Source organism: Erwinia tracheiphila, assembly GCF_021365465.1.
Lineage (GTDB): Bacteria > Pseudomonadota > Gammaproteobacteria > Enterobacterales > Enterobacteriaceae > Erwinia > Erwinia tracheiphila.
Window position 1 is genome coordinate 1,800,481 of sequence record NZ_CP089932.1, and the last position, 14,281, is coordinate 1,814,761.

The 14,281-nt window shown below is 49.7% G+C and carries 12 protein-coding genes and 5 pseudogenes; 6 read left to right on the forward strand and 11 right to left on the reverse strand.

What is annotated here, in order from left to right; translation table 11 throughout:
* Nucleotides 1–2 precede the first annotated feature (2 nt).
* From recO to acpS, 3 genes are all read left to right on the forward strand, one after another.
* A complete protein-coding gene (gene recO, locus LU633_RS09465) occupies nucleotides 3–737 on the forward strand; it encodes a DNA repair protein RecO (protein ID WP_016193078.1) in 735 nt (244 codons plus the stop codon).
* Between the two features lie 71 nt (nucleotides 738–808).
* Nucleotides 809–1,540: a pyridoxine 5'-phosphate synthase gene (gene pdxJ, locus LU633_RS09470; RefSeq protein ID WP_016193077.1), complete on the forward strand. Its 732-nt coding sequence runs from the start codon at nucleotides 809–811 to the stop codon at nucleotides 1,538–1,540.
* Nucleotides 1,540–1,932 (forward strand): holo-ACP synthase, encoded by a 393-nt coding sequence (gene acpS / locus LU633_RS09475; protein ID WP_016193076.1) that lies wholly within the window; start codon nucleotides 1,540–1,542, stop codon nucleotides 1,930–1,932. The genes pdxJ and acpS overlap by 1 nt, the downstream gene beginning before the upstream one ends.
* 22 nt (nucleotides 1,933–1,954) lie before the next feature.
* On the opposite strand, the gene LU633_RS09480 is transcribed toward acpS, so the two are convergent.
* The 3 genes from LU633_RS09480 to LU633_RS09490 all read right to left on the reverse strand — a co-directional run bounded on the left by LU633_RS09480 (nucleotide 1,955) and on the right by LU633_RS09490 (nucleotide 4,289).
* Nucleotides 1,955–2,212 carry a YfhL family 4Fe-4S dicluster ferredoxin gene (locus tag LU633_RS09480; RefSeq protein ID WP_016193075.1) on the reverse strand — a complete coding sequence of 86 codons (258 nt, stop codon included), beginning with the start codon at nucleotides 2,210–2,212 and terminating at the stop codon, nucleotides 1,955–1,957.
* 115 nt (nucleotides 2,213–2,327) lie between these two features.
* Entirely contained in the window at nucleotides 2,328–3,548 is a 1,221-nt protein-coding gene (locus tag LU633_RS09485) for an ISL3 family transposase (protein WP_046371929.1), read from the reverse strand.
* 33 nt (nucleotides 3,549–3,581) lie between these two features.
* Nucleotides 3,582–4,289: a M91 family zinc metallopeptidase gene (locus tag LU633_RS09490; RefSeq protein WP_046372137.1), complete on the reverse strand. Its 708-nt coding sequence runs from the start codon at nucleotides 4,287–4,289 to the stop codon at nucleotides 3,582–3,584.
* 215 nt (nucleotides 4,290–4,504) lie between these two features.
* Here LU633_RS09490 and LU633_RS09495 point away from each other — a divergent pair.
* Nucleotides 4,505–5,062, forward strand: a pseudogene (locus tag LU633_RS09495) (recombinase); the annotation flags it as partial.
* A gap of 166 nt (nucleotides 5,063–5,228) precedes the next feature.
* Here the strand turns inward: LU633_RS09495 and LU633_RS09500 are convergent.
* From LU633_RS09500 to LU633_RS09515, 4 genes and pseudogenes are all read right to left on the reverse strand, one after another.
* Nucleotides 5,229–6,404 (reverse strand): annotated as a pseudogene (locus tag LU633_RS09500) (IS91 family transposase).
* A pseudogene (locus tag LU633_RS09505) lies at nucleotides 6,393–6,572 on the reverse strand (hypothetical protein); the annotation flags it as partial. The pseudogenes LU633_RS09500 and LU633_RS09505, both read right to left, overlap by 12 nt.
* Entirely contained in the window at nucleotides 6,569–7,420 is an 852-nt protein-coding gene (locus LU633_RS09510; RefSeq protein WP_016193072.1) for a hypothetical protein, read from the reverse strand. The gene LU633_RS09510 and the pseudogene LU633_RS09505, both read right to left, overlap by 4 nt.
* Nucleotides 7,421–8,093: 673 nt before the next feature.
* Entirely contained in the window at nucleotides 8,094–9,086 is a 993-nt protein-coding gene (locus LU633_RS09515) for a hypothetical protein (protein ID WP_046372375.1), read from the reverse strand.
* 32 nt (nucleotides 9,087–9,118) lie between these two features.
* On the opposite strand from LU633_RS09515, the gene LU633_RS09520 reads away from it, so the two are divergent.
* Nucleotides 9,119–9,313 carry a hypothetical protein gene (locus LU633_RS09520; RefSeq protein WP_040465919.1) on the forward strand — a complete coding sequence of 65 codons (195 nt, stop codon included), beginning with the start codon at nucleotides 9,119–9,121 and terminating at the stop codon, nucleotides 9,311–9,313.
* Between the two features lie 415 nt (nucleotides 9,314–9,728).
* Here the strand turns inward: LU633_RS09520 and LU633_RS09525 are convergent, their stop codons facing one another.
* Both LU633_RS09525 and LU633_RS09530 read right to left on the reverse strand, forming a co-directional pair.
* Nucleotides 9,729–10,739: a hypothetical protein gene (locus tag LU633_RS09525; protein ID WP_016193065.1), complete on the reverse strand. Its 1,011-nt coding sequence runs from the start codon at nucleotides 10,737–10,739 to the stop codon at nucleotides 9,729–9,731.
* 107 nt (nucleotides 10,740–10,846) lie between these two features.
* Nucleotides 10,847–11,992: pseudogene (locus LU633_RS09530) on the reverse strand (IS3 family transposase).
* 132 nt (nucleotides 11,993–12,124) lie between these two features.
* Between LU633_RS09530 and LU633_RS09535 the strand changes: the two are divergent.
* Nucleotides 12,125–12,280: pseudogene (locus LU633_RS09535) on the forward strand (LysR family transcriptional regulator); the annotation flags it as partial.
* A gap of 30 nt (nucleotides 12,281–12,310) precedes the next feature.
* Here LU633_RS09535 and ybaK read toward each other — a convergent pair.
* Both ybaK and LU633_RS09545 read right to left on the reverse strand, forming a co-directional pair.
* Nucleotides 12,311–12,790: a Cys-tRNA(Pro)/Cys-tRNA(Cys) deacylase YbaK gene (gene ybaK, locus LU633_RS09540; RefSeq protein WP_016193061.1), complete on the reverse strand. Its 480-nt coding sequence runs from the start codon at nucleotides 12,788–12,790 to the stop codon at nucleotides 12,311–12,313.
* Between the two features lie 664 nt (nucleotides 12,791–13,454).
* Nucleotides 13,455–14,255, reverse strand: a complete 801-nt coding sequence (locus LU633_RS09545) for a TraB/GumN family protein (protein WP_016193060.1) — start codon at nucleotides 14,253–14,255, stop codon at nucleotides 13,455–13,457.
* Nucleotides 14,256–14,281: the final 26 nt, after the last annotated feature.

A 14,281-nucleotide genomic window follows, 5' to 3' on the forward strand; every position in this document is an offset into this window, starting at 1 on the left:
TGATGGATGGATGGCAGCGAGCGTTTGTCCTGCATGGACGTCCATACAGTGAAACCAGCTTGCTGTTGGACATTTTTTCGGAAAATTATGGTCGTGTGCGGATTCTTGCTAAAGGGGCGCGCGGTAAGCGTTCTGCTTTGAAGGGTGCGCTCCAGCCTTTCACACCGCTGTTGGTTCGGTGGGGCGGACGTGGGGAAGTCAAAACCCTGCGCGCTGCCGAGCCTATATCCCTTGCTCTGCCGCTTTCCGGTACAACTCTCTATTGTGGGCTCTATGTGAATGAGCTGTTGTCCAGAGTGCTGGAACAGGAAACGGCTTTCACCGCGTTATTCTTTGACTACCTTTACTGCATTCAGACGCTGGCTGCGGCAACCTCTTCACCTGAACCTGTTTTACGACGTTTCGAACTTGCGATGCTGGGTCATCTCGGTTACGGCGTTGATTTTTTGCATTGTGCCGGAAGCGGAGACGCTATCTGTGATGCAATGACCTACAGCTATCGCGAAGAAAAAGGTTTTATCGCCAGTATAGTGATAAATCATAAGACTTTTTCTGGTCGCCAGTTGCGTGCACTGGCGGAGCGGGATTTCCCGGATGCGGACACGCTCAGTGCAGCGAAAAGATTTACCCGAATGGTACTTAAACCCTATTTGGGAGGAAGACCATTAAAAAGTCAGGAACTGTTTCGCCAGTTTCTACCCAAAAAAAAGACAGATGCACCTCCCGGACCGGATTAATTGCCTGAAATATCTGGCGTGATGTGAAAAAATGTAACCCATCAAAACAAAGTTTAATTCTGAGGTATGTCATGGCCGACTTATTACTGGGCGTCAATATCGATCACATTGCAACCGTTCGCAATGCTCGCGGTACAAACTATCCTGATCCCGTGCAGGCAGCATTTGTTTCCGAACAGGCGGGAGCTGACGGCATCACGGTACATCTTCGTGAGGATCGTCGTCATATCACTGACCGGGATGTGCGTATTCTTCGTCAGACTATACAGACCCGAATGAACCTTGAGATGGCAGTAACGGATGAGATGCTGGACATTGCCTGCGATATTAAGCCACATTTTTGCTGTCTGGTACCGGAAAAACGTGAAGAGGTCACCACTGAAGGCGGGCTGGATGTGGCTGGGCAGCTCGACAAGATTACTGTTGCCGTGTCGCGTTTGTCAGAAGCAGGAATATTAGTCTCACTTTTTATTGATGCAAATCACCAACAGATCGATGCGGCCATGGCTTCCGGCGCTCCTTACATTGAAATTCACACGGGTGCTTATGCCGACGCGCCAGAGGGCCGCGAGCGTGATGCTGAATTCAGACGGATCAGGGATGCAGCTGCATATGCTCATGGCAAAGGACTGAAGGTGAATGCGGGCCACGGCCTGACCTATCACAATGTTCAGCCTGTTGCGGCCCTGCCTCAGATTCACGAACTGAATATTGGACACGCCATTATTGGCCGAGCGGTGATGAGTGGTTTGGCCAGTGCTGTGCAAGACATGAAACAGCTGATGCAGGAAGCCAGACGCTGATGGCAATTCTCGGTCTGGGTACTGACATTGTGGAAATCGCCCGTATTGAAGGCATGGTGTCTCGTTCCGGTGACCGACTGGCCAGACGCATACTTAGTGAAAATGAGTATGCGCAATACAGTGCTCACAGGCAGCCCATACGTTTTATTGCTAAACGGTTTGCGGTAAAAGAAGCGGCAGCGAAAGCTTTTGGTACGGGCATTAGCGGCGGCCTGGCTTTTAATCAGTTTGAAGTTTACAACAATGCATTTGGAAAACCGGGGCTTCGTTTTTTACAGTATGCTGCTGAACTGGCAGAACGATTGGGCGTTACGCATGCGCACGTTACCCTGACAGACGAACGTTGTTATGCCTGCGCAACAGTAATTCTTGAAAGCCTGTCTCCTGTGTAACCATCCTTTGTCCTGGCCTCTGTTAAGACCCGATATGGTGCATTAATACGTATTTTTCCCACAGCAACGCATTGCTTTCGATATGGTTCGGGTCAGTAATAATGGTGTTCACGATAGGGCAGACCTGCTGACAGGTAGGCGCATCATAATGCCCTACGCATTCTGTGCAGCGGTTAATATCGATCTGATAAATGCTATCGCCCATTGAAATCGCCTGATTGGGACATTCTGGTTCGCACATGTCGCAATTGATACAGCGTTTTGTAATTAGTAAAGCCACTTCAATCACTTGCCTTTTTTATCTTATATAATCAACTGGTTATATGATGTTTGTATTCCTTATCATGATTAACTATCTGTGTATTTGTGGGTCTTCCCCAATCATGGTGGGAGGATCAGAACGTCATATCCAGCTTCCCGTAATGGAACATCACCCCCAGTTTAAATCGCTCCCGGTTTCGATAGCCTCTGGCCTTTATCCTCAGCAGCCTTATTTTGCTGTTCAGCGCTTCGGCATTACCATTTGAGACGCTGTACCGCATGGCGTTAAGTATTCCGTACAGCCTTTTTGTGATGGTTCCTGCCATATTTCTCATTACCGGCACATCGCAACTTTTCGCCAGTGCTATCCACTGCAACCAGTCTGCACGTCGTTTGTCACTCCAGGGGCGGTTCCAGATATCTTTCGCCAGCTCTTTCAGTGTCCAGCACTGGCTGGTCAGTTGCATCTGTTCTCTCAGCCATGCCAGTTTTTCCTGTCGGGGCTCTGTCATCCATTTGTCACTGTATTGCCACAGGAAGCGGGTTCCTTTTGCCTGACGGCGGCTGTCAACCGGAAGTCGGGGATGTTCGTTCTGCCGTGTCTTATCAACGATTTCACCCAGCTGTTTTGCCACATGGAAGCGGTCAAAGGCTATTTTCTCTACGGCGCCCGGAAGATGGATGCGTGCCGCTCTGATATATCCGGCATTCATATCCATTGAGAACGTTTTGACTGCCTGCAGCTGACTGTCGGTGAGGGTGCGAAGATAGCTGGCAAGACTTTCTGTTCCCCGATCATCCGTTAATGCCAGCGCTCGTCCCTCACGATCTGATATCACTGTGATGTACCGGTGCCCTTTTTTGAACGCAACTTCGTCCACATTCATATGCCGGGCTGATAGCGGCTTTTTTATTCGCGCAAGACCACGTTTAACTGCCCGGGTCATAATGCCGTCAACGGCATTCCAGCTAAGCTTAAGTTGCTTTCTTACCGCATCAACCGTGCTAATTTTCAGCCAGGAAAGGATGAATGATTCGAACAATAACGTATATCGGCTACCAGCTCCGGCCCACGGAACAGGTAACGTCTGGCATCCATGGTCTGGACACATGACCCGGGGGACATTCGCCTCAACGACAGTCATGAACTGGCAGGTATCAAGATGACGCCATTTGCGGTGGCGGTGATCGTGAACAGGGCATTGCTGCCTGCATGTCGGGCAGATTAGCAGTGAATTTTTGGCGATCCCGACAACAACGGTGACAGAGCCAGTATTTTCATCAAGGGAAAGTGATTCAACCTGCCACGGGGCGGACAGGTTGAGAATGTGGGCGTATAGCGATTTTTCATCCATATATGCAGATGAGTCCTCATATAAGCAACGTAGCTAAAGTAACGGATGTAGTTTTTTCCGCTGGAATCCCTGAGTCACTGTATTGTCATCATGAATGAGAGATGAATCGTGCGGGTAGAATGTTCTGCGGGGCATCCCAATCTCTTCACGAAATTTATTTTCTGAAAGAACTTCTTCAGAAAAAGCACCCAACCCAACAGTCCTGGCTTCTTCGAGTAAAAGTGGGGAGTGTGTTTGTAATTCTGGTTGAGAACTCTCAACTTTCAGGCGCTCTCCATTTAAATTGTGGAAAACGTGGAGAAGTTCATGGAAAACAATGCACGCATGAAAGTCTACCAGGCTAATTCCTTGCGCGCAGGGATATTCAACTGCATTCAGATTACAGTGAAAGTCGGAGCCAGTTCCTCGGGAGTTTTCAGCATCCGTATTGCAGTGTGCTATCACCCCTAACTCAGCAGAATCGAGATGTATTGCCAGTTTTTCTGATTTGAGTCGGGATGTTAATTCAATACAGTTCAAAAGAGTACGTCCAGTGTCTGTGGATTCGATCTTATCGAGAGCAGCTTCAAGATGCTTGTAGATTTTAAGGTCAGTCCCGTGGAAACAGAGTTGTTGGTTGTTTTTCACCCAGCGCACACCCGACATTTTTACAAGAGATTGAATGTCTGTGGCTGAAATTGAATTCGAAGATGAGGGTAGAGGTAACGAAGGTAATGTCAGGTTAAGGGATGTAGGGCGCATTAAGACCTCCTGAGGATAAGCGCAAGTCAAGAGGATTATACTTGATTGGCAGTGTGCGCCACCACAACAGGGGAAGACCCGTATTTGTACAGTATAAAAAACACTGATACACTCACTTGCGTAACACAAAACCGCAACACAGACCGAAAATCATCACCCTAAAAACCCTCATGTGCGAGCCTGTCTCGCGATGGGCCATAGGATAAGGAATTTCAATGCCGCGCACTGTAACACAGAGCCCCGAAAAGCCCAATAATGACGATTTTTTGAGCGTTTTAGAGTATTGGGAGGGATGCAAGCCACCATACACAAACTCACACATACGAATCTGTGTTACGGCAGCAAAAACTATACCCAAGCACCAGCGACAATTCCGGCGATCTAAGTACGAAAAAGAGAGCTATTTACGCATCGATTTCATTAAGGTCGGTAAGGTTACATTTTATGCGGAGCTCCCTAAGAAAATGGGGCTGAAAGGGCGTAAATTGGGTGAATGGCCGGAACTGGCGATTCAACTTGCGCGTGAGAAAGCGGTGGAAATGGGGGGAAGGTCTGAGAGCTGAGTCTGTACATTTGGCTCTGGAGAGTTATCGTGCTGACCTTGAAGCGAAAGTACAACGCCAGAAATTAAGTGACCACAGCTACCGGACATAAAGCATATCGACTTAGCGTTTGGTGATTGTGAAGTGTTCGGTGATGTAACTTATGGAAGAATCATTGCGGCGCTGGACACCTGGATAGCGACAAAATCTAATAACCATGCGCTTGACGTATAGGAAATTGAAACTATTTCTGCCCCAGTATGAGGTGGTTGAAATTTAACCATGCCCTGCTTTGTATAGCATCGGATAAGTCGGTGAGCTGCGCGCTGTTGATAATTCAGGCTTTTTCTGGTCGTTTTTCAGGCTGACAGCGAATAACACGCGGATCTTCCCTGCATCAGCCCGTGATGTACCTCATCAGGCCGATCTCCCGCGCGTGGGTTTTCAGCCCCTGTACGCTCAGGACTGCCACCGCGCGGCGGTACTCCATACGCCCTCCACACAACACGCATTCAAACGGGTCACGCCGCATGAACTGCTTACTCATCTGCGCGTAGCACACCTTTGCCACCGGCTCCGGCTTTTCCATCCCCGGCGCGCTGCAGACCACCGGCAGCTTTTCTCCGCACACCCTGTTGGCCAGAAAACCAAAATAGCGCACCATCCGGAAGAACTTCTCCGGGATGTGCTGTTACAGCCGTGCCACTATGTCATGCCGCGTCAGCGTTTCCGTCGCCTGCTCACCGGTGTTGTGGTCATGGTGGCGGAAGCTCAGCGTGGCTCCGCCGGCGTAGTGTGCCAGCCGGGAGCCCGCTACAGGCGGTTCTTTCAGGTGGCGGCCCGGGTATTTCACGGTGTTTTTGCCACCGGCCGTCTTTTTTGACATGTACACGTGCCAGTAATCGCCTCCGGCGGTCAGCACCAGGCTGTGCCACTGTGATTCGGTGGTGATGTGGCTCAGGGAAGGCGGCAGCGCAACGCCTTCATACCAGACGTCCGGCAACAGCTGCCGGATATTCCACATCCAGCGGGCGCGCATGGCATTCTTACGGAAGCTGATTTTTTTCCACTTTCCGTGCTCGTTGATACCGCCGCAGGTGACGGAGACGTGCACATGGGGATGCCAGTTGAGTCGCCGGCCGTACGTATGGATGGCGCAGAAGATACCGATATCCCGCCCGCGTTTTCCGGCAGCAAACAGCAGGTTATCGACGGCCAGCCGGCAGAGGTCGTTGAGCAGCCCGCGGTTAACCTCAAACAGGGGCCACAGCGAATCGGGGAGGGTGAAGACGAGATGTATCCAGTCGCAGTCCGGCAGACGGTTAAGCCGGGCGGCAATCCACAGGACGGTGGCCTTTTTCCCGCAGGAGGGGCAGGCCCGGCTGTGGCAGGCGTTGGTGATGTATCTGACATGCCGGCACCCGGGATTATCGCAGCCATATTCCTTCACGCCGCTGATACGGGTGCCGCAGGCGAGCATTTTGGTGACGTGCCCGACCTCGATATCACACAGCCCGCCGGCATCCAGGAAGGAGGTCCAGCACGGGACAGATTGAGCTTCAGTTGTCTGCAGACGGGCAAGCGCGGCGGTGTCGCCCCGGCGCTCCAGTATAGGCCTGGCGACCATAACAGGCGGCGGGTCCATGGGTTTGAGCATCTTCATCCAGTCCCATTCACGCTTAGAGAGCTTATCCGCGGCAACGGAGAGCAGGATGGTATCGATGCTTTTACGGGTCATCATGGGGAAGGCTCTGAGCAAAACATACCCCCACCTGTGCTAAAAGCAAAGTTTGAATATTCTTTGAAAGCCACTTTTCTACACTCGCCTTCACGCCCTGTCGAACAGGCATTGACCACATCATTCGTCGTTCCGGCAAATGAAAAGCCAATACCAATATACCCCCCGACCTTAAGGAAACGCGCTGCTTTTGCCGCATTACCGACATAATATGAATAGCCCGGAATACCACTCATCCCGGCCGTTGACCATTCATGCACAATAGACTTGCTGGAGAGGTTTAACGCCCGTTTCATGCTTTCATACTGTCGGAACTTAACCGTATGGCGAGCCAGCGATTTTAACAGCGGTTTGTTAACCAGCTCCTTCAGCTGATTGAGCAGCTGATTACGTTCAACGAAAAACTGCTGGCTGATCAGCGTTCCCTGTGTGCGGAACTGGTTCTGATATCTGGCCTCAATTTTTTTAAGCGTCTGCTCAATGCTGTTGAAGTATTTTTCACCGGCGTCCCCGGCGGTGCTGAAGACTTTTTCCCCGATGCCGGTCAGCGCGGCAATGGTGCCGTAGTGTCTTTGCATAAACCCGGCGTCATCAGCGTCCACCCCGATAAGGGCCGCACTGGTGGCATTTTTGGCCTGCCGCAGCGTGGTAAGCATATGCGCGGTCAGGGGGGTGTCGGGGTCGGCCACAATCAGAATCTGTCCCGGCTTCAGATAAGGCGTATCCGCATTGAGTTTCATAAAGAGGCTGGCAGCAGGGGAACAAACATTCCTGAACAGTTGCCGCGCCTGGGTATCCAGCGATCCCTGCCTTTCAACGATACAGTATCCGGGGGCAATATTACGGGCCATGAGTCCTTTCTCCGTCCGGGTGGATGTCAGTGATGATTGCCGTGAGTGTGGTTGCCACGGGCACGGGTTTAATCAAAACCGCGATAAATATAAATAATTCTGCTGCGTTACGCAAAACGTGTTGTAACTCTGCTAAGTCGTGGTTAAAGTTTCAGATGGCTGAAGGGTTTATCGATGGGTGTCTGTCGATGCTTGATGTACGGTTAGAGATGGATGAGGGAATTTAGAACAACTGCCCACATATCGGTGGGCAGTTGTTCTAAACTAATACCATAATCTGGTGAAATACAAGATAACGGAAAGTAATAGACTAATCAGGTAAAGAAAACCTGCAGCCATCCACATTAACGACAAATATCTCATCCATGATTGAATCTTTAAATCATTCTCTTTAAAAAAATCATAAGCAGGATCATTCCGTTCGAGGAGGAAAATTTTCTTTTTCTTGCTTAACTGGATAAAAAATCTGCTAACCTGAAATACACCAAAGAAACCAATCATATGATTAAATGAGTTGGGTGCAGGGAATATATATTTTTTCTTGAAAAGTGAAACTAATTTCTCATAATTCTTTTTATTAGGAAGATAGAGAAAAAATGATAAAAAAATAAGCGCACTGCCAAACAATCCAAAGAATAACCCTGTCCTGGCTAATATAAGTTCAATCACCGATTTACTCCAAAAACAGGTTGACTGCTTTTTCACCAACTACGCTACCAACGTAGCCTCCGGCTATAGATCCGACTGCCGCACATGCTACACCGCCAACTCCTACTGTAGCAACACCGACTGCGGCACAAATCCCGATCATAGTGCTGCTGCCCCAGGCACCACCAACCATACCCCCACCTGTGCTAAAAGCAAAGTTTGAATATTCTTTGAAAGCCACTTTTCTACACTCGCCTTCACGCCCTGTCGAACAGGCATTGACCACATCATTCGTCGTTCCGGCAAATGAAAAGCCAATACCAATATACCCCCCTGCCTTAAGGAAACGCGCTGCTTTTGCCGCATTACCGACATAATATGAATAGCCCGGAATACCACTCATCCCGGCCGTTGACCATTCATGCACAATAGACTTGCTGGAGAGGTTTAACGCCCGTTTCATGCTTTCATACTGTCGGAACTTAACCGTATGGCGAGCCAGCGATTTTAACAGCGGTTTGTTAACCAGCTCCTTCAGCTGATTGAGCAGCTGATTACGTTCAACGAAAAACTGCTGGCTGATCAGCGTTCCCTGTGTGCGGAACTGGTTCTGATAGCTGGCCTCAATTTTTTTAAGCGTCTGCTCAATGCTGTTGAAGTATTTTTCACCGGCGTCCCCGGCGGTGCTGAAGACTTTTTCCCCGATGCCGGTCAGCGCGGCAATGGTGCCGTAGTGTCTTTGCATAAACCCGGCGTCATCAGCGTCCACCCCGATAAGGGCCGCACTGGTGGCATTTTTGGCCTGCCGCAGCGTGGTAAGCATATGCGCGGTCAGGGGGGTGTCGGGGTCGGCCACAATCAGAATCTGTCCCGGCTTCAGATAAGGCGTATCCGCATTGAGTTTCATAAAGAGGCTGGCAGCAGGGGAACGAACATCCCTGAACAGTTGCCGCGCCTGGGTATCCAGCGATCCCTGCCTTTCAACGATACAGTATCCGGGGGCAATATTACGGGCCATGAGTCCTTTCTCCGTCCGGGTGGATGTCAGTGATGATTGCCGTGAGTGTGGTTGCCACGGGCACGGGTTTAATCAAAACCGCGGTAAATATAAATAATTCTGCTGCGTTACGCAAAACGTGTTGTAATTCTGCTAAGTCGTGGTTAGAGTTTCAGATGGCTGAAGGGTTTATCGATGGGTGTCTGTCGATGCTTGATGTTGAGCTGGAGATGGATAAAAAGTTCTGATAGAAGTGGCCCTTCCTGTAAGGGCTATCAGGATAATTATGGTAAAAGCAAACCTAGGGCTACCGCAAAAATAAAAAAAACAGTCGCTGTAAGCCACAGATAAAAATAAATTCTCATCCATGTTTTTAATTGAATGTCCGTATCATCAAAAAAAGAATATGCCGGGTCATCATGTCTCATAAATAAAATGTTTTTTTTATGAGATAGCTTAATAAAGAAACGTATTACAATAAAAGCACCAAAGAAACCAATCATATGATGAAATGAGCTTGGGACAGGAAACTGAAATCGCTTCTTGTAGCACGCTATCAAGTCATAATAGTCTTTTATTTTAACTGCATATATTAAGAAAGACAAAAATATCATTGCACTACCAGAAAGCGCGAAATATAAACCCAGGCTAGCTATAATTTTATTAGTTATCATAAAAATCTATAAATTTATTGACTACAGTGCCAAGGCCCGCACTTCCTAAAGAGCCACCAGCTACTCCACCGACAGTTGCACATGCAACACCCCCAACACCAGCAGTCACTATACCTATGCCGGCACAAATACCCATAGCAAATGCTCCGCCGTAGGCACCACCCACCATCCCTCCAGCAGTTCCCGCCGCAAACGTTGAATACTTCCTGAACGCGATTTTCCCGCATTCTCCTTCACGTCCTTTCGAACAGGCATTAGCCACTTCATTTGTGGTGTCTAAAAATGAAAAGCCAATACCAATATACCCCCCTGCCTTAAGGAAACGCGCTGCTTTTGCCGCATTACCGACATAATATGAATAGCCCGGAATACCACTCATCCCGGCCGTTGACCATTCATGCACAATAGACTTGCTGGAGAGGTTTAACGCCCGTTTCATGCTTTCATACTGTCGGAACTTAACCGTATGGCGAGCCAGCGATTTTAACAGCGGTTTGTTAACCAGCTCCTTCAGCTGATTGAGCAGCTGATTACGTTCAACGAAAAACTGCTGGCTGATCAGCGTTCCCTGTGTGCGGAACTGGTTCTGATAGCTGGCCTCAATTTTTTTAAGCGTCTGCTCAATGCTGTTGAAGTATTTTTCACCGGCGTCCCCGGCGGTGCTGAAGACTTTTTCCCCGATGCCGGTCAGCGCGGCAATGGTGCCGTCATGTCTTTGCATAAACCCGGCGTCATCAGCGTCCACCCCGATAAGGGTCGCACTGGTGGCATTTTTGGTCTGTCGCAGCGTGGTAAGCATATGCGCGGTCAGGGAGGCGGGGGTGTCGGGGTCGGCCACAATCAGAATCTGTCCCGGCTTCAGATAAGGTGTATCCGCATTGAGTTTCATAAAGAGGCTGGCAGCAGGGGAACGAACATCCCTGAACAGTTGCCGCGCCTGATTATCCAGCGATCCCTGCCTTTCAACGATACAGTATCCGGGTGCAATATTACGGGCCATGAGTCCTTTCTCCGTCCGGGTGGATGTCAGTGATGATTGCCGTGAGTGTGGTTGCCACGGGCACGGGTTTAATCAAAACCGCGGTAAATATAAATAATTCTGCTGCGTTACGCAAAACGTGTTGTAATTCTGCTAAGTCGTGGTGAACTAAAACTGGCCACTGCGTTAGCGTTTTCCCAGTATCGGTTTTCTGATTCGTTTGGTGGCAACCCACCGTTATATTCATGCGGCCTGAGCGCGCTGTAATACTCAACGATATAGTCCCTTATTGCGTTGGCTGCATCGCTGAAATTTATTTAACACGCCACCAGCACCCATTCGTTCTTCAGACTCCTGAAGAAGCGCTCCATCGGACTATTATCCCGGCAGTTTCCACGTCGACTCATACTCTGCTTGATCTGGTATCGCCACAGTACCTGACGGTACTGCCTGCTCGTATAATGACTGCCCCGATCGCTGTGGAACATCACTCCGGCTGGCTTGCCGCGCGTTTCCCATGCCATTTCCAGCGCTTTCATGGTGGGTCGGCTGTCTGGTGAGAACGACATTGCCCAGCCTGCTGGCTTTCTCGCGAACAGGTCGGGAACAACGGCGAGATATACCCGGCATTTTCCTGTCCGCATATACGTCGCCACACCACAACTGATTTGGCTCTGTCACTGCGAACTGCCGTTCAAGGTGGTCAGGGGTAGCAACATGTTCATGACCACCACGTTTATATCGGTGAGTCGGCCGCTGGCAACTGACCAGTCCCAGTTCTTTCATGAGCCTCCCGGCAAGCCAGCGTCCCATCTGATAGCCTCTGTGGGTTGCCATGGTGGCAATGCTTCTTGCTCCAGCCGAACCGTGGCTGATGCTATGCAGCTCAATCACCTGGCCTGGTAATACAGTCCGTCTGCCGTCTGGTTTATCAGGACGATTTTTCCAGTATTTATAGCTGCTGCGATGAATCCCGAACACATGGCAGAGAATAACCACAGGGTAACGCGTCCTGAGTTTCCCGATTATCGAGAACTGTTCAGGGAGTCTGACATCAGGAGCGCGGTAGCCTTTTTTAAAATTTCATTTTCCATGTCAATACGTTGTATTTTTTCCTCAGCTCGCGTATTTCGATTTGTTCTGGTGTTATCGGAGTGGCTTTTTGGTGTTTTGCCCTGACGCTCATCACGCAATTGTTTTACCCATTTTGTCATCGTGGAAAGAAGCACATCCATAGCTGCGTCAGAGACGGTGTAATTTTGATCGACAACCAGCTGAACGGATTCGCGTTAGAATTCAGGCCTGAAGTTTCTTCTTTTCATTGGAGTACCTGTGCTGTTCTGAGGTGAGCATATCACCTCTGCCCAGGTGGACAAATTCAGTGTGCCACTACACTTTACTCAGGCGTATTGCCTCGCTGGCTGGTGAAACAGTTTGGACATCAGCTGTTATGTGAATTACCAATCGAGGGCTGGCCACAACGCATTCCGGTGGATGTTATCTGGTCTCGCAGAAGTTCACCGGGACCTGCCGGATGCTGGATGATCGACAGGCTGTTGGCAATGACGGGCAACCCGGAGCCGGGCAGGAGTTCAATGTTGCCTGGATACAGTGGCAAAGGTGGCATTCAACTGTTGCGACAGGACCAGCGGTGCCAGCTCTATTTCCAGACCCCGCTTGCCGCCAGAAATGAAAATAGTTGGAAACCCTAACGCAGAGTCATCAATGACCGTGGGTAAACGTTTTTTCTGTCCGAGTGGGCTTATCCCATCGAGCAAATAGCCGGTGGTTCGCTGTGCGATTTTCGGATCGGCCATATCAACCTTTTTCACCGCCAGCGCCTTTGCAACCTGCTTAAGATCTAACTGCCCGTCCACCGGCGTCATCGCCACCGCCAGCGTTTTATTATCCCCGTTCAGCGCCACTAATAGCGTCTTATACACGCGCCTCGCATCCTGATTTAACTTTGATATGACTTCGTCGCCAAAATGTGTTTCACTGGCGTCATGTTCATACGTATACAGTCGGAAACTGACTTTCTGTTCTTCAAGGAGTTTTACAGCTGGTGTCATAAGGCGGGTCCTGGTGAATATCTCTCTGTAAGCGGATGACTGCGAATGAAAAAGCGCTGGCCTGAATGCAGTCTGCCTAACACAATCTTGCAGCATCGGCAGGATAACTGTTACACTTTCTATTGACAGGCTGACGATGTTGGCGGCTTTTTTAAAGCGCTAGCCGCACCGTTCGTCGTCCTGATAAACCTTACTACCTTTTCTTCCATTAACGCTAACCATAATCTATCCGAATGTCGATATCCCAGTATGCTGTGTGGAGTTTGTTGGTATTGCAAATACGGCATCAGTTAAGGTTTCATTGCTTAATGTTGTCAGTATTGACCATTTATAACGTGAAAAAATAGCAGCTCCCACGCCTTATCGATACAGGCAGAATGCTGATATTCAGGCTCGCGCTACTCAAAAATGCGGCGTGTTACCTTCCAGATGTTCAACTAAACAGTGGAATAATATTATCGAATGCGGTCATGGCAAATTGAAACTGTAACCATCAGCACGTTGAGATGTGAATCGTTACGCCACCATGCAGGGAACAGCCACGCTGCGCAAAGGTTTGGTGAAGTTATTCTCTGGCAGACCAGCCGCAGATGAACCGCGTTTGCTAAAGAGATGGGCAACAGGAGGATGGCTTCTCCGCAGGCATATCTGCAACGGTGCTTTTTCATCCTTTCCTTAACAAGGTGGGCAGATTACCTTCACCATAAAGATGCAGTGCACCTACGGCCAGGACATAGTTACCCGGTGGCAAATGAGACAGTTGCTGGCACCAGCGCTGGTTACGTTGCAACATCAGTACATCGTTAAGCGATTTATTAAACGTTGTCGGCATTGTATTTTGGCTGTGCGACGGTGGGCTTTCCAGCCACCAGCCGATCATAGTTTGCAGCAGGCGTGCATTGGTATGCCAGTGTGTAAGCGTGTCTTCCAGTAGCGAAAGCCCGTTATCCGGCAGCGCCTTTAACAATGCCAGCTGGGTTTCCGGGCCTTCCAGTTCGATGATTTTCTTCTGCTGTGAGTGCGCTGCCGTTAACAGTTGATAATCGATCCCACAGCTGGCGTTAAGCCCGAGACGTTGTGCCTGTTGTGCCTGAAGCATGAGTGCAATTTGCCAGGCGGGAAGGGTATCTATTCCTTCTCCGTCTATTTCCATTTCATCACAGCGACGGTAAAGCTCGTCGATATGCTCCTTTGAAAAGCGTTCTGCCAGCGGGATACAGAATTCAGTTGCGCCAAAAGGTGAAACGCCGGAGGTGATGTCTGCTTCAACAATAAGCGCATCGGCCAGCTCCAGCTTTGACAACAGCCTGGCTGGCAACGGGCGCATGTCGGGTGTGCCCATGTGAATACTGCCGACCATGTGAAAGTGTCGCTGGCCCAGAGTGATGTCTTCAGCAGGCCAGGCGTAGTGGGTCGGCGAGATTTTGTGCAGCAGGCTTGCCAGTTTTTCAAATAATTTTGCCATACTTTCCGCCTTAGTCATGATTACAT